This is a genomic window from Thermomonas sp. HDW16 (genome assembly GCF_011302915.1).
Lineage (GTDB): Bacteria > Pseudomonadota > Gammaproteobacteria > Xanthomonadales > Xanthomonadaceae > Thermomonas.
Map to the genome: position 1 here is coordinate 1557249 of NZ_CP049872.1, position 16216 is coordinate 1573464.

General features: G+C 65.4%; 17 protein-coding genes. 4 read left to right on the forward strand and 13 right to left on the reverse strand.

Translation table 11 applies throughout. From position 1 onward, the window contains the following. Positions 1-99: 99 nt before the first annotated feature. Positions 100-1065 (reverse strand): protein-methionine-sulfoxide reductase catalytic subunit MsrP, encoded by a 966-nt coding sequence (msrP, locus tag G7079_RS07255; protein ID WP_166056670.1) that lies wholly within the window; start codon positions 1063-1065, stop codon positions 100-102. 122 nt (positions 1066-1187) lie between these two features. Between msrP and serC the strand changes: the two genes are divergently transcribed. From serC to aroA, 4 genes are read left to right on the forward strand one after another with little or no spacing between them, the layout of a single operon-like run. After that, complete coding sequence (serC, locus tag G7079_RS07260) at positions 1188-2273, forward strand: 3-phosphoserine/phosphohydroxythreonine transaminase (protein ID WP_166056671.1); 1086 nt, start codon at positions 1188-1190, stop codon at positions 2271-2273. Next, entirely contained in the window at positions 2266-3399 is a 1134-nt protein-coding gene (pheA, locus tag G7079_RS07265) for a prephenate dehydratase (protein ID WP_166056672.1), read from the forward strand. The genes serC and pheA overlap by 8 nt, the downstream gene beginning before the upstream one ends. Before the next feature lie 2 nt (positions 3400-3401). Beyond that, positions 3402-4517, forward strand: coding sequence for a histidinol-phosphate transaminase (gene hisC, locus G7079_RS07270; protein ID WP_166056673.1), 1116 nt, complete (start codon positions 3402-3404; stop codon positions 4515-4517). Further along, on the forward strand, positions 4514-5815 hold the full coding sequence (aroA, locus tag G7079_RS07275; RefSeq protein ID WP_166056674.1) for a 3-phosphoshikimate 1-carboxyvinyltransferase: 1302 nt from the start codon (positions 4514-4516) through the stop codon (positions 5813-5815). The genes hisC and aroA overlap by 4 nt, the downstream gene beginning before the upstream one ends. On the opposite strand, the gene G7079_RS07280 is transcribed toward aroA, so the two are convergent. The 12 genes from G7079_RS07280 to G7079_RS07335 form a co-directional block, all read right to left on the reverse strand. Beyond that, positions 5812-6663, reverse strand: a complete 852-nt coding sequence (locus G7079_RS07280) for an alpha/beta hydrolase (RefSeq protein WP_166056675.1) — start codon at positions 6661-6663, stop codon at positions 5812-5814. The two genes, aroA and G7079_RS07280, sit on opposite strands and share 4 nt — an antisense overlap. Continuing rightward, entirely contained in the window at positions 6663-7175 is a 513-nt protein-coding gene (locus G7079_RS07285; RefSeq protein ID WP_240906277.1) for a lipocalin family protein, read from the reverse strand. The genes G7079_RS07280 and G7079_RS07285 overlap by 1 nt, the downstream gene beginning before the upstream one ends. Before the next feature lie 32 nt (positions 7176-7207). Then, positions 7208-8269: a class I SAM-dependent methyltransferase gene (locus G7079_RS07290; RefSeq protein ID WP_240906278.1), complete on the reverse strand. Its 1062-nt coding sequence runs from the start codon at positions 8267-8269 to the stop codon at positions 7208-7210. A gap of 17 nt (positions 8270-8286) precedes the next feature. After that, positions 8287-9069: a DUF1295 domain-containing protein gene (locus G7079_RS07295; protein WP_166056678.1), complete on the reverse strand. Its 783-nt coding sequence runs from the start codon at positions 9067-9069 to the stop codon at positions 8287-8289. After that, the gene (locus G7079_RS07300) at positions 9066-9596 is read right to left on the reverse strand and encodes a DUF2878 domain-containing protein (protein WP_166056679.1); all 531 of its coding nucleotides are present in this window, start codon (positions 9594-9596) and stop codon (positions 9066-9068) included. Before G7079_RS07300 ends, G7079_RS07295 begins: the two co-directional genes overlap by 4 nt. Position 9597: 1 nt before the next feature. Continuing rightward, the gene (locus G7079_RS07305) at positions 9598-10866 is read right to left on the reverse strand and encodes a cyclopropane-fatty-acyl-phospholipid synthase family protein (RefSeq protein ID WP_166056680.1); all 1269 of its coding nucleotides are present in this window, start codon (positions 10864-10866) and stop codon (positions 9598-9600) included. Continuing rightward, positions 10863-11633, reverse strand: a complete 771-nt coding sequence (locus G7079_RS07310) for a DUF1365 domain-containing protein (protein ID WP_166056681.1) — start codon at positions 11631-11633, stop codon at positions 10863-10865. The genes G7079_RS07305 and G7079_RS07310 overlap by 4 nt, the downstream gene beginning before the upstream one ends. After that, entirely contained in the window at positions 11630-12931 is a 1302-nt protein-coding gene (locus G7079_RS07315) for an FAD-dependent oxidoreductase (RefSeq protein WP_166056682.1), read from the reverse strand. The genes G7079_RS07310 and G7079_RS07315 overlap by 4 nt, the downstream gene beginning before the upstream one ends. A 1-nt stretch (position 12932) precedes the next feature. Next, positions 12933-13883 (reverse strand): acyl-CoA desaturase, encoded by a 951-nt coding sequence (locus G7079_RS07320; protein ID WP_166056683.1) that lies wholly within the window; start codon positions 13881-13883, stop codon positions 12933-12935. A gap of 97 nt (positions 13884-13980) precedes the next feature. Further along, a complete protein-coding gene (locus tag G7079_RS07325; protein ID WP_166056684.1) occupies positions 13981-14751 on the reverse strand; it encodes an anti-sigma factor in 771 nt (256 codons plus the stop codon). After that, on the reverse strand, positions 14748-15326 hold the full coding sequence (locus tag G7079_RS07330; RefSeq protein ID WP_166056685.1) for a sigma-70 family RNA polymerase sigma factor: 579 nt from the start codon (positions 15324-15326) through the stop codon (positions 14748-14750). The genes G7079_RS07325 and G7079_RS07330 overlap by 4 nt, the downstream gene beginning before the upstream one ends. A gap of 125 nt (positions 15327-15451) precedes the next feature. Then, entirely contained in the window at positions 15452-16216 is a 765-nt protein-coding gene (locus tag G7079_RS07335) for a hypothetical protein (protein WP_166056686.1), read from the reverse strand.

Genomic DNA, 16216 nt, shown 5'->3' on the forward strand with positions numbered 1-16216 from the left:
CCTTCGACGACATGGATGTCGTCGAAGAGCCTACATGGACGTATTCACAGCGTGTCGCGCAAAGGCTGGCCCACCCCGCATGCGCGAAGCGAAGCGCCATCAAAACCACTTCTTCAAATCCATGCCCGCATACAGCGATGCCACTTGGGCGGCATAACCATTGAACGGCAGGGTGGGAATGCGTTCTGCGAACAGCTTGCTGGCACTGCCGGCGATCCGGCGTTCGGTCTTCTGGCTCCAGCGCGGATGATCCACCGCCGGGTTTACGTTGGAAAAGAAGCCGTATTCCGAAGCCTGCGACATGTTCCAGCTGGTCTTGGGCATGTTCTCGACGAAGGTGATCGAGATGATCGACTTGATCCCCTTGAAGCCGTATTTCCACGGCACGATCAGCCGCAGTGGCGCGCCGTTCTGCTGCGGCAACGGCTTGCCGTACAGGCCAGTGGCGAGCAGGGTGAGCGGGTGCATGGCTTCGTCGATGCGCAGGCCCTCGCGGTACGGCCAGTCCAGCACGTCGGCGCGCACGCCCGGCATCTGTCGTGGATCGGCCAGGCTGGTGAAGGCGACGTACTTCGCCTTCGAGGTCGGTTCGAAGCGCTTCAGCACATCGCCCAATGGCACGCCCAGCCACGGGATCACCATCGACCAGCCTTCCACGCAGCGCATCCGGTAGATGCGTTCCTGCGGCGTAAATCCTTTCAGCAAGTCGTCCAGCGAGAGCTTGCCGGGCTTGGCGCAGTGTCCACCCACCGCAACCGTCCATGGTGAGGTTCGTAGCGTCTTTGCGGCGTTCGACGGATCGTCCTTGTTGGTGCCGAACTCGTAGAAATTGTTGTAGCTGGTGGCATCCAGCTCGCGGGTCTGTTCCTCCGCGGTGCGGAAGCCCGATTTGGCCTGTTCCGGCGTCACCACCACGTTCGACGGCGGCGGCGCGGCTTCGGAGCAGCCGGCCATGCCCAGTGCGGGCAGCAGGCCTAGTGCCGCCAGCACCCGGCGGCGGTCGCGATAGACGGCCTCGTCGGTTACCAGGTCGGCGGGGATGCGGAGTGCATCGCGCTGTTTCATCGGAATCTCCGGGCAGGTCTGCAGCATAGAGTGCTTTGCGCGACAAAAGTTGCAGCTGAAAGCACCATTCCGGCTCGTGCTGCGCTGCGGCATACTGCGGTAAATCCCTTGGAGCCGCCCCGATGTCGCGTGCCTACAACTTCAGCCCCGGTCCCGCCGCGTTGCCGGAAGCCGTCCTGCGCCAGGCGCAGGCGGAGATGCTGGAGTATCGCGATGCCGGCGCGTCCATCGTCGAGATCAGCCATCGCGGGCCGGAATTCCTGGAGGTCGCGCGCCGTACCGAGGCCGACCTGCGCACCCTGCTGTCGATCCCCGACGACTACGCGGTGATCTTCACCGCCGGCGGCGCCACCACGGTGCAGGCGCTGCTGCCGCTTAACTTCGCCGCCCCCGGGCAGGCGGCCGATTACGTGGTCACCGGTCACTGGGGCAAGACTGCGCTCAAGCAGGTCGCGCCGGTGATCGATGCGCGCATCGCCGCCAGCAGCGAGGGCGGCGGTTTCCGCGACATCCCGTCGCGGGCGAAGTGGATGCTGTCCGCTGATGCGGCGTATGTGCATGTCACCGCGAACGAAACGATCCATGGCGTCGAATTCCGCGACATTCCGTCGGTGGGCGATGTCCCGCTGATCGCCGATTTCAGCAGCTCGATCGCCTCGGAACCGCTGGATATTTCGCGTTTCGGCGCGATCTACGCCGGTGCGCAGAAGAACCTGGGGCCGGTCGGCATCGCCGTGCTGATCGTGCGTCGCGACCTCTTGCAGCGTGCCGGCCAACCGCGCGCGCCGATCTTCGACTATCGCGCCCAGCTCGAAGCCGAATCCATGCTCAATACACCGCCCAGCTGGAACTGGTACATGCTCGGGCTGACCGTGAAGTGGATGCTGGACGAAGGCGGCGTGGCCGAATTCGCCGCGCAGAACGCGCGCAAGGCCGCGCTGCTGTATGCGGCCATCGACGGTTCCGGCGGCTTCTATCGCAACGAAGTGGCGACTGACGCTCGATCGCGCATGAACGTGCCGTTCTTCCTGCACGACGAATCGCTGAACGATGCCTTCCTTGCGCAGGCGCGCGAAGCCGGGTTGATCTCGCTCAAGGGTCACCGCGTGCTGGGCGGCATGCGCGCCTCGATCTACAACGCGATGCCGGAAGCCGGGGTGCAGGCGTTGGCCGATTTCATGAAGGATTTCCAGCAGCGAAATGGCTAAGAAAGCAGACAAACAAGCGCAACAGAAGCAGGCGCAGCCGCCCGAGGCCAAGCCCGATCTTGCGCAAGTGCGCGAACAGATCGACGGCATTGACCGTCGCATCCAGGAGCTGATCGCCGAACGCGCCAATTGGGCGCACCAGGTCGGCAAGGCCAAGGGCAAGCTGGCGGCGGCGGTGGATTACTACCGCCCGGAACGCGAAGCACAGGTGTTGCGCCGCGTGGTGGATCGCAACGACGGCCCGCTGGCTGACGACGTGCTGGTGCGGTTGTTCCGCGAAATCATGTCGGCTTGCCTCGCCCAGCAGGAGCCGCTGAAGATCGGCTACCTCGGGCCGGAAGGCACGTTCAGCCAGCAGGCGGTTCACAAACATTTCGGCCATTCCGCGCACGGCCTGCCGCTGGCCAGCATCGAGGAAGTGTTCCAGGAAGTCGCCGCCGGTCATGCCGATTTCGGCGTGGTGCCGGTGGAAAATTCCGGGCAGGGCACCATCCAGGTCACGCTCGACCTGTTCCTGACTTCGCCGCTCAAGATCTGCGGCGAAGTCGAACTGCGCGTGCACCAGCATCTGCTGTCGCGCAGCGGCCGCATCGAAGACATCGAGCGGATCTATTCGCACCCGATGTCGCTGGCGCAATGCGGCGGCTGGTTGCGCGAGCACCTGCCGAAGGCGGAGAAGATCCCCGTTTCCAGCAATGCCGAAGCCGCGCGCCGCGCGCGCAATGCGGACGATGCCGCGGCGATTGCCGGCGAATCCGCCGGTCATGTGTACGGGCTGAAGAAGATCGCGGGCCCCATCGAGGATCGCAGCGACAACACCACGCGCTTCCTGGTGCTGGGCCGCGAATCGTTCCCGCCATCCGGTCACGACCGCACCTCGTTGCTGGTGTTCATCCGCGATCGTCCCGGTGCGCTGTACGGCGTGCTGGAACCGTTGGCGCGGCGCGGCATCAGCATGAACCGGATCGAGTCGCGGCCCGCGCACGGCCACTTGTGGCAGTACGCGTTTTTCATCGACGTCGCCGGCCATTGCGAGGAATCGCCGCTGAAAGACGCGCTGGCCGAAGTCGCCGAGAAGGGCGATGAAGTGCGCGTGCTGGGTTCCTATCCCGTCGCGATCCTCTGAACATGGTCGATTTCGAAACCCTCGCGCGCCCCGGCGTCCGCGGCCTGCGCGCTTACGATCCCGGTCACGACCTGGTCGCCTTGCGTCGCCGCTACGTCGAAGCGCAACTGGTCGAACTCGGTTCGAACGAGAATCCGTACGGCGCCAGCCCGAAAGCGAAGCAGGCCATCGTCGATGCGTTGGCCGGCATCCACATCTATCCGGATCCGCTGGGCGGCGACCTCAAGCGCGCGCTGGCGGCGCACCACGGCATCGCGACCGCGAACCTGTTGCTCGGCAACGGCTCGCATGAATTGCTGATGCAGTTCGCGCAGGTGTTTGCGGGGCCGGGCGATGAGGTCGTGGCCTCGAAATTCGGCTTCGCGGTGTACGCGCTGGCGGCGCAAGCTGCAGGCGCGGAGTTGCGGTTGGCGCCGGCGTTGTCGCGCGAACATGCGATGCCGCGTGGTCATGACTTGGCAGCGGTGCTGGAAGCGATCGGCCCGCGCACAAAGCTGGTCTACCTGGCCAATCCGAACAACCCGACCGGCACCTGGTTCGGCGCGGATCTGTTCGCCGATTTCGTGGCGCGCGTGCCTGAGCAGGTGATCGTGGTGGTGGACGAGGCCTATGCCGAGTTCGTCGATGCCGCCGATTTTGCGTCCGCGTTGCCGCTGGTTGCGCGGCATCCCAACCTGGTCGTGACTCGCACTTTCAGCAAGGCCTATGCATTGGCTGGCCTGCGCGTGGGTTACGCGGTGGCGCACCCGCAGCTGATCGCGGTGATGGAGCGCGTGCGCGAGAGTTTCAACGTCAATGCGCTGGGCCTGGCGGCGGCGGAAGCCGCGCTGTCCGATGCAGGACACCTGCAGGCATCCGTCGCCGGCAACACGGCGCAACGCGTGGCCTTGGCCGATGCGTTGCGTGCGCGCGGCTTGAAGGTATCGCCATCGCAAACCAATTTCCTGCTGGTGGAATTCGGCGACGATGCCGGGCGCATCGAAGCCGCATTGGTTTCGCGCGGCGTGGTGCTGCGGCCGATGGGCGGCTATGGGTTGGGCGAATGCCTGCGCATCACCGTTGGCACTGAAGCGGAGAATGCACGGCTGCTTGCGGTACTCGACGAGGTGATGGCGTGAGCGCCGACTGGATCGCTTCGCGTGGTGGCCCGCTACACGGTGAACTGCTGGTGCCGGGCGACAAGTCGGTCAGCCACCGCGCGATCATGTTCGGCGCGCTCGCCGAAGGCGTGACTCGCATCGATGGCTTCCTGGAAGGCGAGGACACCCGCGCCACCGCCGCGATCTTCCGCCAGCTGGGCGTGCGCATCGAGGCACCCAGCGATGGCGTGCGCATCGTGCATGGCGTCGGCTTGCATGGATTGCAGCCCACTGACGAAGCATTGGACTGCGGCAACGCCGGTACCGCGATGCGCCTGCTCGCCGGCCTGCTTGCTGGGCAGCGTTTCGACAGCACTTTGGTCGGTGATGAATCCCTGAGCAAGCGGCCGATGCGGCGGGTGATCGATCCGCTGGCGGCGATGGGCGCGATGATCGAATCGAATGACGGCAGTGCGCCACTACGTATCCGTGGCGGGCAAGCCTTGCATGGCGTCGACGCCACGTTGCCGGTGGCGAGCGCGCAGTTGAAATCCGCCTTGCTGCTCGCGGGCCTGTATGCGGAAGGCGAAACCCGCGTGCATGAGCCGCATCCCACCCGCGATTACACCGAACGCATGCTCACCGCGTTCGGCGTGCCTTGCGAGTTCGCGCCCGGCTTCGCCGCCGTGCGCGGCGGGGAGACGCTGCACGCGACCGATGTCAGCGTGCCGGCGGATTTTTCCTCGGCCGCGTTCTTCATCGTCGCCGCGAGCCTTGTGCCGGGCTCTGAACTGCTGCTGCGCCGGGTCGGCATGAACCCGCGCCGCACCGGCCTGTTGCAAGTGTTGCGTCTGATGGGCGCGGACATCGTCGAGGAAAACGCGGGCGAGCAGGGTGGCGAACCCGTGGCCGACCTGCGCGTACGGCATGCACCACTGCACGGCATCGAAGTGCCTGTCGAACACGTGCCGGACATGATCGATGAATTCCCGGTGTTGTTCGTCGCGGCGGCCTGCGCAACAGGTGCGACCGTGGTGCGAGGTGCTGCGGAATTGCGGGTCAAGGAATCCGACCGCATCGCGACCATGGCCACCGGCCTGCGTGCGCTTGGCATCAAGGTCGATGAAACGCCGGACGGCGCGACCATCCACGGCGGTTCCTTGCATGGTGGCAGCGTCGAATCGCACGGCGACCATCGCATCGCGATGGCATTCGCGGTGGCCGCGCAATTGGCCGATGGTGAAGTACGGATCGGCGAGATCGCCAACGTGGCGACTTCGTTCCCCGGCTTCGATGCACTGGCCTGCCGTATCGGAATGGAACTGCGTGCCGGCTAGCGCTTTCCAGTGCCGATGAAACGCAGGATTTCGTCCAGGACTCGTGGTTCGCGCTGCGGGGCATACAAGGCTGCAAGCGGGGCGATATGGCCGGCACCCTCCAGCATCAGCAGCCTGACGCTGCCGCCAACGGCTTGCAGGCGACTGGCCAACAACTTGCTATCCAGTGCCTCGACACGTTGGTCGGCATCCCCATGCACCAGCAGGAAAGGCGGTTCGTCGCCATCGACGAAGTTGATCGCTTGCGCGTCCGCCCATTGCGTGGCCGGGCCGAAGATCGGTATCAGGTCGCCGGTCACGTCGAAATCATAAGGGCCGGACAGGCCGATCACCCCGGCCAGGTCTTGCAGCTGCATGCCTTGCGCGCGCAAGTAGCGTGCATCGGTGCCAAGCAAGGCCGCGATTTGCGCACCCGCCGAGTGGCCGGCGATGAACAAGCGCGCGGGATCGCCGCCGAAGTCGCCGGCATGCTTCTGCGCCCAGGCCACGGCCTTTGCACTATCTTCCACGAATCCCGGGAAGCCGACAGTCGGCCATGTCCGATAGTCCGCGACCAGGGTGACGATTCCGGCAGCCGCAAGCCTGTGCCCAACAAAGCGGTAATCCTGGCGACGACCACTGTCCCAGGCGCCGCCATAGAAAAACACCAGGACCGGGGCGGGCTTGTCGGTTGGCTGGGTGGGTCGATAGACGTCCAGCGATACGCCGGATCCTTGCGAATAGACGATGCTGGTATCGGGAGGCGGCAAGCCATGGTTTGCCCACAGGAATGCGGTGCGCTGGCAGCCAGTGGCGAGTAACGCGAGTACTGCCGTTGCTGCGGCGCGCAAGGCGAGCGAGCCTTGCATCACCTGCGCGCATCCGCGGCGGTTTCCGGCCATTGCTGCGGGACCTTGCGCAGCTTGGCGATGTCGTATCCCAGTGCTTCCGCCTTTTCCACCAAGGCGGCGTAGTCGGCGTCGGCGATGGTCGGGGTGCGCGCCATGATCCACAGGTAATCGCGCTTGCTGCGGGCGACCAGGGTGCGCTGGTAGTCCGGCGAAAGATCGGCGATCACGTACTCGGCCTGGATCGGCCACACGAACTGCATGCCCCATACTGCGTTGTTGCTGCCCGGCACCACGCGGCCTACCGGTTCCATGGTCTTCAACGAAGCATCGAAACTTCCCTTGCGGAAACGGAAGGTGGTGCGGATCCGTTCGCCATCGAGCCGATACGATTCCACCGCGTTGTACGCCTCCTGCTCCGGATAGGAGGGGATATGCGCGATGACGTACCAGTCGCCCATGAAACGTTGCAGGTCGACCGTGTCGACGGGCGGGATGGTGGGCGGCGCGGAGGCGCAGGCGGAAACAAGCATGGCGAGTCCCAGTGCCGCGAATGATCGCTTGCTCATGCGGCACCCTTCGCGAAACGGTAATGGGCCACCATCCATTCGCGCCCGTTGTCGTAGCCGAACAGTTCCGCGCAGGCCATCCAGAACATTCGCCAGCGTTGGAACCACAACGGCGCGGCTTCGCCATATGCGTCGCGCAACACCGACATGGTCACGTCCCGCTGCGCGTCCTGGTTTTCCAGCCAATGGTTCGCGGTGCGCTGGTAGTGGGTGCCGTCGACCAGCCAGCGGTCCTCGATCTTCAAGCTGTCCTGGAACCACAGCAGGGTGTCGGCCGCCGGCATCAGCCCGCCGGTGAAGAAGTGGCGGCCCATCCAGTTGTCATCACCGGCGGTCTCGAACGGATACAGCAAGCTGCGGTGGCAGAAGATGTGCACGAATAGCCGGCCGTCGGGGCGTAGCCAACCGCTGATTCGATCCAGCAAGGTCGCGTAGTTGCGCATGTGCTCGAACATCTCGATCGATACACAGCGGTCGAAGTTGGCAGCAGGCAGTTCCAACCGGTTCACGTCGCAGGTGAGCACGCGGACGTTGGTGAGCCCGCGCTCGCGGCAACGCGCCTCGATTAATTCACGCTGGGGACGCGAGTTGGATACCGCGGTGATGCGCGAATGGGGAAGTTTTTCCGCCATCCACAAAGTCAGCGATCCCCAGCCGCAGCCCAGCTCCAGGATGTTCTGGCCATCGATCAGCTGCGCACGTTCGCCGTAAAGCGCGAGCATCGCTTCCTCGGCCTGCGCAAGGGTTTCCTTGCCGGTCGGGTAATAGCAGCCGGAGTATTTCAACCGCGGGCCAAGGCAACGCAGGAAGAACTCCGGTGGCAATTCGTAGTGCTGGCGGTTGGCGGCATCGGTCTGGATCGCGACCGGGCTCTGCCGCAGTTCGGCGATCAACGCGGCGTTGCGGCGCGCGGCGGCATCGGGATCATCGGCGTGCTCCTCGCGCAGGCGCTGCGCACACATGCGGCGGATACCCGCGCGCAACAGGGCGTCGGGGATCAACCCACGCTCGGCCAGTCCAAGCACGCCAGGGGCAGCACGGTCGCTGGACAATTCCATGGCATCGGCGCTTGCGTTCATCGGTCCTCCTTGGGAAACCACGGGAACAACATCGGGGTAGTACGCTGGTAGCGGGCGTAGTCTTCGCCGCGCGTGCGCAGTGCTTGCGCCTCGGTGAACGGGATGCCGCTCAGCCAGCGCAGGAACATGTACATGACGATGGGGCCGGACCATGCCAGCCATGCGATCGGCGAACCGATCGCCAGCAACACATAGGCGAACCAATGCAGCCATTCGAAGAAATAGTTCGGGTGGCGCGAATAACGCCACAGCCCGATTCGGCAGGTCTTGCCGCGGTTGGCGGGGTCGGCGCGGAATTGCGCCAGCTGGCGGTCGGCGACAGCCTCACCGAAGACACAGGCGAGCCAGGTCGCGATGCCACCGACGAAGGCGGGATGCCATGTGCCGACGGGATTGGCGGCCACCGCGAGGAAGGGCAGCGAAAACAGGGTGATCAGCAGCGCCTGGAACTGGAACATAGCGAACCACTTGCGCTGGTCATCACCCCAACGCCCACGCAGTGCGCGGTAGCGGCCGTCTTCCGATTCGCTGCGCACGCGTTGCCACAGATGCAGGCCCAGGCGCAGCCCCCACAGGCCGCCAAGCACGGCCAGGATGGTGCGTGGCAGGGCGGAACCGGAGCCAGTGATCGCGATGATGATGGCGGCGCTGCCCGTGCCGAGCGACCACACCACATCGACGATGCCGGCATTGCGGTTTCGCAACTGCCAACGCCATGCGAGCGCCTGGGCAACGGCGGCCAATATCCATACCAGCAAGAGTTGTTGCCAAACGGTCATGCGCGTGCCCCGGTGGATGAATGGCGATGCCAGGTCGCGATACGCAACAGCAGTGGCAGCGACAATGCCCATCCGATCGACAGCGCAGCCAGTGCGGGCCAAGGCGGGTTCGGGAACGTCACTGCGTCGAACCCGCGTGAAGCACCAAGGTAAGCGAGTGGTCCACCAATGGCCGCGAACAGCGCGGCGATCCATGGCCGATTGGAGAACCACGCCATCGAATGGTTCAAGGTCATGGCGAATGCGCCCCAGAGCAGCACGATCCAGATCGGGGCGGGCAGTGCCGGCACGGGTGTCGCGTAGTGCAGCAATCCACTGCCTGTCATCGCGCCGTCCAGCAGCAATCCGCAGGCGAACGCGGTGAGCAGCACCCGCATATCGGCGGCGCGCTTATCGGATGCATGCCACTGCCAGGCGATGAAGAGCAGGCAGGCACACATGCCAATCCAGGCCTGGCCCCGTCCCGCGCTCCAGACCACGGCGAACCATGTCGCCTGGTAGCCCAGCAGGTTGCTCCAGAACGCCATCTCAGGCTTCCAGCAGGCCGGGCAGGTAGGAGCCGCCGCGATAGCCGGGTTTGGCCAGCAGCAGGTGGGCCACGCCGATCGAGCGCTCGCGGAAGCCGCCTTCGCAATAGGCCAGGTAGAACTCCCACATGCGCAGGAAGCGCTCGTCATAGCCTTGCGCCTGTGCTTCGTCGCGGCGCGCGAGGAAACGTTCGCGCCATTCGTGCAGGGTGCGGGCATACGAGGGGCCGAAATCCTCCAGATGCACCAACGCTAGGTCGCTGCCACGGGTCTTGGCCGCCAGCATTGCCGTGATCGACGGGATGAACGAGCCGGGGAACACGTGGCGCTTGATGAAGTCCACCGTGCGCACGGCCTGTTCGTAGCGATGGTCCTCGATGGTGATGGCCTGCACCAGGGCCAGGCCTTCCGGTTTCAGCAGGCGGCCCAGCGTGGCGAAATAGGTATCGAGGTATTGCGGACCGATCGCCTCGATCATCTCGATCGAGACCAGTTTGTCGAACTGTCCCTGCAGGTCGCGGTAGTCGGAGAGCAGTACGGTCACCCGATCCTGCAGGCCGGCTTCGGCTACGCGTTCGCAGGCCAGCGCATGTTGTTCCTTCGAGATCGTGGTGGTGGTGACGCGGCAACCATGATGGCGAGCCGCGTGTACGGCGAACCCGCCCCAACCGGTGCCGATCTCCACCACGTGGTCGTCCACGCCCAGCTTCAGTTTTTCGCAGATGCGCTCCAGCTTTCGGGTCGACGCCGCATCCAGCGAATCCTCTTCGCCGGCGTACAACGCCGAGGAATACATGAGGTCGTCGGACAGGAACAGGCGGAAGAACGCATTGCCAAGGTCGTAGTGCGCGGCGATGTTGCGACGCGCGCCGTCGCGGGTATTCCGGCGCAGTGCGTTCCAGCCGCGCATGGCCAGGCCGCCGAGGCGCGCCGGGCCGCGCTCCATCGAATCGAGCAGGTCGCGGTTGCGCACCAGCAACTGCACCAGCTCAACCAGGTCACCGCAGTCCCAGTCGCCGGCCATGAAGGATTCCGCCGCGCCCACGCTGCCGTTCGCGGCCAGGCTGCGATAGAAGCCCGGCGTGCGTACCTCGATCCACAACGGTGGTTGCGCGCCGGTGCCTTGTCCCAACCGCTCGCGGCCAAGCGGATCGTTGAGGATGACCTCGCGGCCGTGCAATGCATCCAGTTGGCGCAACAGGCGGGCGCGCAGGAAGCGGTCGAGCGAGCCGAAACTGGCGGCAGATGTCTTGTCGACGAGGGCGTTCATCGCGTGAGTCCAGGTGGTGAGGGGTGGTCGTGCACCGGCGTGCGCTTGAGCCACAGGCGCAGGGCCTGCCAGTGGATGCCGCCGACGACCTGCGCGGTCATCAACGGATAGCGCCACAGCACGCGCGCCAGGCTGGCGGCATTCAGTGGCTGGCGTTCGAGTTGCAAGGTGGCGTCGAATTCGCGCGTGCTGCCATCGCTGACATCCATGTGCACGCGCAAATCGTTGCCCGGTTCGGTGAAGGACCAGCCATAGCGGCGCTGCATGGGCAGGAACGGCGAGACGTGGAAGGCCTTGTCGAAAGCCCAATGCAGGGCGCGACCGCGCCGCTCCGCATCTGCCAGCGGCAACACGTAGGCATGCCGTTCTTTCCACGGGGTGTTGGTGATTTCGGCCACGATGCTGTGCAAGGCACCGCTTGTGTCGTGGCAGTAGTAGAAGCTGACCGGATTGAAGCTGTAGCCGGCATAGCGCAGGTGACTGAGCAGGCGTATCGGACCGCCGGGTCGTTCGCCGGTCGCGTTCTGCACGCGGTCGCGCACGGCGTCCGCGAGCGGCTGCGATGGGTCGCCGAGGAAATCGCGACGCTGGAACGCGGCCAGGTTGCGGCGTTCCACCGACCACAGCCAGCGGTCGCGGAAGACGCTGTCGAGTTCATCCAGGTCCAGGTACAACTGCGCCATGCGATACGCGAACGCATGCGCGCGCGGCGCATATCGGCGATGACGCACGCTGCCTTCGTAGATCGCGCTGGCCAGTTCGCTCATGCCGGCACCGAGGTTGCGTGGTGGCGAGTGGGTAATGCCTCGGCTGCGTTGGTTGCAGGCCAGGCCACGCCGAGTCCGCGCGCGACATCCACCCCGGAGCGGATGCCGTCTTCATGGAAGCCCCAGCCCCAGTAGGCGCCGGCGAACCAGGTGCGGCGCACGCCCTGGATCTCGTGCCTGCGTGCCTGCGCCGCGACCGCGGCATGCGTATACACCGGATGGTGATAGGCGCGGCGGGCAAGGATGCGTGCAGGGTCGATGTCCTGCGTGCGGTTCAGGCTGACCACCAGCGGCGTGTCGCCGGGCAGGTCCTGCAACAGGTTCATGCAGTAACTCACCGTGCAGGCGCGCGCCGGGTCCGCGGGCAGGTAGGCGTTCCACGCCGCCCATGCCTTGCGATGGCGTGGCAACAGGCGTGCATCGGTGTGCAGCACGGTGTCGTTGGATTGATAGGCGATCGCACCGAGGATTTCGTGCTCGACGTCGCCGGCGTCCTCGAGCAAGGCCAGTGCCTGATCGCTGTGGCAAGCCATCACGACCTGGTCGAAGCGCTCCGTGCCGGTATCGCAACGCACGCTTGCACCGTGTTCGTCGCGCATCACGCCGCGCACCGGTGACGACAGCCGTACCTGCACGTTCCAATTCGCGGACATTGCCTCCACATAGCGGCGGGAACCGCCGCGGACCACCCGCCACTCGGGCCGTCCGGTCAATTGCAGCATGTGGTGGTTGGCCATGAAGCGGACCAGGTATTTCGCAGGAAAGCGCAGGATCTGGTCGGCCGGCGACGACCATAGTGCGCTGGCCATCGGCAGCAGGTGCTGGTCGCGGAAGGCATCGCCATAACGGTTGTCTTGCAGGTAGTCGCCCAGCGAGGGGCCGGTGTCCAGCACCTCCAGCAAGGCCGGTGCTTCGCGGTAGAAGCGGACCAGGTCCGCCAGCATGCCGAGGAAGCGGGGTGAGGCCAGGTTGCGGCGCTGACAGAACAATCCGTCCAGGGAGGTCGCGTTGTATTCCAGCCCGGTGCGCTCATCCTGCACCGAGAACCCCATCGTGGTGGGTTGCGAGGCCACGCCGAGCTGATCGAACAAGCGCGTCAGCAAAGGGTAATGCTGCGGGTTGTGGACGATGAAACCGGTATCGACGTGCAACGTGCGGCCATCGACATCGACTTCGTGGGTGTCGGTATGGCCACCGAGGTAATCGCCGGCCTCGTAGAGCACGACCTCGTGTTGGCGCGACAGCAGCCACGCGGCCGAAAGCCCGCTGATGCCCGATCCGATGATGGCGATGCGCATGTCAGCGACGCGCCTTCGCGATCACCCAGGCCGGTACCGGCTTGAGTCCGTGCACCAGCCCGAGCGCCTGCATTAGCCGCAGCCCGTACCAGGTCAGGTCGATTTCCCACCAGCGGAAGCCCTGGCGCGCGCTGCCCGGGAAGAAATGATGATTGTTGTGCCAACCTTCGCCGAAGGTCAGCAGGGCCAGCAACAAGTTGTTGCGGCTATCGTCGCGGGTCTCGAAACGACGACGGCCCCAGCGGTGGGCCAGCGAATTGATCGTCACCGTGGCATGGAACAGCACCACCGTGGACACGAAGAAACCCCACACCAACAGTTGCGGCCCGGATGTACCGAGTCCCGGAGCCCAACGCTCCAATCCCGCGCCGGCTGCATACAGCAACGCCGCCAGCACGACCGGGATGGCGGTGTCATAGCGATCCAGCCAGCGCAGTTCCGGGTAACGCATCAGGTCGCCGATCCGCGACGTGTCGGTGCGGAAACCGCCTCGGGTCAGGAACCAACCGGCATGGCTGCGCCAGAAGCCCTTGCGCGGGGTATGCGGATCCTGCTGCGTATCGGCGTGGACATGGTGGTGGCGATGATGCGCCGCCCACCACAACGGCCCGCGCTGTACCGACGCTGCCCCCAGCAGGGCAAACGCGAACTGCACGGGTCGCGAGGTGCGGAACGTGCGGTGCGAGAAATAGCGGTGGTAGAAACCGGTGATCGCGAACATCCGCAGCGCATACAACGCGGCGGCTACCCACAGTGCCGTCGCGGACACGCCGACCCACAACACGCCCAGGCACGCCAGGTGCATGCCGATGAAGGGCAGGGCACGCAGCCAATCGATGCGGTCGTCGAGCGCCGGGTCTTCCGCGCCGGCATCGATCGATGTGTCGATCCAGTGCAACAGGCGGTTCAGGCGCGTCGGTGGTGCGGCGGCGGGTGGCGGTGGTGCCGGCATGGAGCATCCTTGTCGTGTCCCTGTACTGGATGTACGGGACTGACGCAGCGATGGATGCACCAAGCGGACGCGATATTTCGCGTCCACGGGCGATAGGTCAGATGATGGCGATCACGCCCTTGGCGACGATCGGGCCAGTAGGTGCCGCGTGCGGGATTCCGGCCTGCGGTTCGAGGGTGACCGCGAGCGTTGCGCCAGCGGCAAACTCGGCCTGGATGGCGGCGGGAATCTCGATGGTGTGCGCCTTGTCGTTGGACACGAAGCCCAGCGACTGCGGTGCCTTGCCGGCGACGATGATCCAGAGCTCGTTCGCCTTGCCAGCGGCATCGGCGGGGCGTGGCACCGGCACCATCAGCACCTTGCTGCGATCGCTGGCGACACGGGCGATCCAGCCAGCCTTGCCGTCGTCCTGCGCAAGGACGGTGACGGGCATTGCGGCCGCTTCGTCTTGCGAGGGCGGTGCCTGCACGACGACCTGCGTTGGCGGCAACGGTGCCGGCATCGGCGGGCGACGCAGGCCGATCGCGATCGCGGCGACGCTGGCGGCGATGGCCAATGCGGTCGCGCCGCGCCAGAACCCCGTGTTGTCCCACAGCCCGCGACGTTCGGCCACTTCAACGCTGGGCCAACCCAGCTCACGGCGGATCCGCAGCCATACGTGGCTGCCCGGCTCCACGTTCTCGCCACGCAGCAGCCACGGTGAAAAACGGGTCTCCCATTGCGATACCCGCGTCGCGAAAGCAGGATCCCCGTTGATCCGTCGTTGCACGCCGAGACGCGCATCCGCATCCAGCACGCCCAGGACGTATTCGCCGGCGAGCAGATCGTCGTCGTCGATCGGTGGCAGCACGGGCGAAAGTTCGCTCATCCTTCGAGGCAGGCCTTGAGTTGCTGCAAGCCACGGCGGATCCAACTTTTCACCGAGCCGAGTGGTGCATCGATGCGCGCAGCGAGCACGTCATAGGTGACGTTCTCGAAGAATGCGGTGCGAATCAGGCCGCGACGCTTTGGTTCCAGTTGGCCGATGCAATCGTCGAGCTGCGCGCGTTCGCGCACCGCATCGATGCCGGCGGCCGGCGTGGGCGCATCTTCGTCGGCCAGCTCGATATCCTCGATCGGCACATGATGGGCCGGCGTGGGCCGCGCACGTACGCGGTCGATGGCGCGGTTGCGGGCGATGCTGCCGAGCCAGGTCATCGCGCGCGCGCGTTGCTGGTCGAATTGATTCGCCTTCGCCCAGACCGTGACGTAGACCTCCTGCAGCACGTCCTCGGCTTCCTCGCGGTCGCGCAGCACGCGCATGCAAATACCGAGCAGGGTCGCGGAGGTGTCCACGTACAGGGTTTCGAACGCGTCGCGCTTGCCATGCGCGACCTGCAACAGCAGTGCCGCGACGGCATCGTGGCTGTTGTCCGCATCCAGTGCCGTGGCGTTTGCGTTCATGCAGGTGTTGCGCTTGCGAACCGTGATCCGCTGCGCCTGTTTCCAACGGGAATATGGGCTCTTATGCCATGCCCGGCGCTGGCGCGGCAATGACCACGGTGTGAAGGAGATGCTTGCTTCTGCGTTCACATGCCCGCCCCGCAGCTCGATGCAAGCGCTGCATTGCGCGCGGATTGCAGCGCGGAGAGGGGGACGACAACCGGCGCATCCGGGAACTCGATGCGCAATTTCGGGTAGCTGCCAGCGGCGTTGCGGATGGTGCCGATGCCTTCGAAGCGCGACAGCCAACGGCCGGTCTTGCGATAGCGCAGGCGGAATTCCGGTGCCGCGAAGCCGTACCACGCATCCAGGCGCATGCCGAGATCGAGGAAGCCGGCCGGCGCGCCCTCGCGCTGCTGCAAGCGAATGCCGATCGCACCGAGGCGGCTTGGCACCAGGAAGCGGGCCCGCAAGGCATCGCCACGTTCAAGCGCCGTCCAATGCTGGCGTACGTACGCGTCGAAACCGGCATCGAACACCACGGCGCCTGTCTTGGCCACGGCGGTTTGCTTCAGTGGCTTGTCCGCACCATCACGCCAGAACACCTCGCGCACGTTGCCGGTGTTGCGCACGCCCTCGCGATAGCCATCGCGGCCATCGGAGAAATCAAAGTTCGGTGCTGCGCCGTCGCCCTCCACGTTCTTGCGCGCGAAGGCGCGCCCGTCGGTGCAGCGATACAGGATCAGGCGCGACCCGTCCTGGATGAAATGCGTTTCCCGGTAGAGTAGTCGCCCGCCGCTGTCGTAGGCATTGCCGGTGTAGCTCTTGATATCGGTACCGCTGCCTGCGGCATGGCCACAATGCAGCAGCGACAGCAAAAGCAGGCCGGTCGCCAATCGTTGGATTTGCAT

Coding starts and splice junctions, on each gene's coding strand:
- G7079_RS07290 (WP_240906278.1), bottom strand. CDS start 8,269: ATGGAATTGTCCAGCGACCGTGCTGCCCCTGGCGTGCTTGGACTGGCC.
- G7079_RS07285 (WP_240906277.1), bottom strand. CDS start 7,175: ATGCTTGTTTCCGCCTGCGCCTCCGCGCCGCCCACCATCCCGCCCGTC.
- G7079_RS07325 (WP_166056684.1), bottom strand. CDS start 14,751: ATGAGCGAACTTTCGCCCGTGCTGCCACCGATCGACGACGACGATCTG.
- pheA (WP_166056672.1), top strand. CDS start 2,266: ATGGCTAAGAAAGCAGACAAACAAGCGCAACAGAAGCAGGCGCAGCCG.
- G7079_RS07335 (WP_166056686.1), bottom strand. CDS start 16,216: ATGCAAATCCAACGATTGGCGACCGGCCTGCTTTTGCTGTCGCTGCTG.
- G7079_RS07300 (WP_166056679.1), bottom strand. CDS start 9,596: ATGGCGTTCTGGAGCAACCTGCTGGGCTACCAGGCGACATGGTTCGCC.
- G7079_RS07295 (WP_166056678.1), bottom strand. CDS start 9,069: ATGACCGTTTGGCAACAACTCTTGCTGGTATGGATATTGGCCGCCGTT.
- msrP (WP_166056670.1), bottom strand. CDS start 1,065: ATGAAACAGCGCGATGCACTCCGCATCCCCGCCGACCTGGTAACCGAC.
- G7079_RS07305 (WP_166056680.1), bottom strand. CDS start 10,866: ATGAACGCCCTCGTCGACAAGACATCTGCCGCCAGTTTCGGCTCGCTC.
- G7079_RS07330 (WP_166056685.1), bottom strand. CDS start 15,326: ATGAACGCAAACGCCACGGCACTGGATGCGGACAACAGCCACGATGCC.
- serC (WP_166056671.1), top strand. CDS start 1,188: ATGTCGCGTGCCTACAACTTCAGCCCCGGTCCCGCCGCGTTGCCGGAA.
- G7079_RS07310 (WP_166056681.1), bottom strand. CDS start 11,633: ATGAGCGAACTGGCCAGCGCGATCTACGAAGGCAGCGTGCGTCATCGC.
- G7079_RS07315 (WP_166056682.1), bottom strand. CDS start 12,931: ATGCGCATCGCCATCATCGGATCGGGCATCAGCGGGCTTTCGGCCGCG.
- G7079_RS07280 (WP_166056675.1), bottom strand. CDS start 6,663: ATGCAAGGCTCGCTCGCCTTGCGCGCCGCAGCAACGGCAGTACTCGCG.
- G7079_RS07320 (WP_166056683.1), bottom strand. CDS start 13,883: ATGCCGGCACCACCGCCACCCGCCGCCGCACCACCGACGCGCCTGAAC.
- hisC (WP_166056673.1), top strand. CDS start 3,402: ATGGTCGATTTCGAAACCCTCGCGCGCCCCGGCGTCCGCGGCCTGCGC.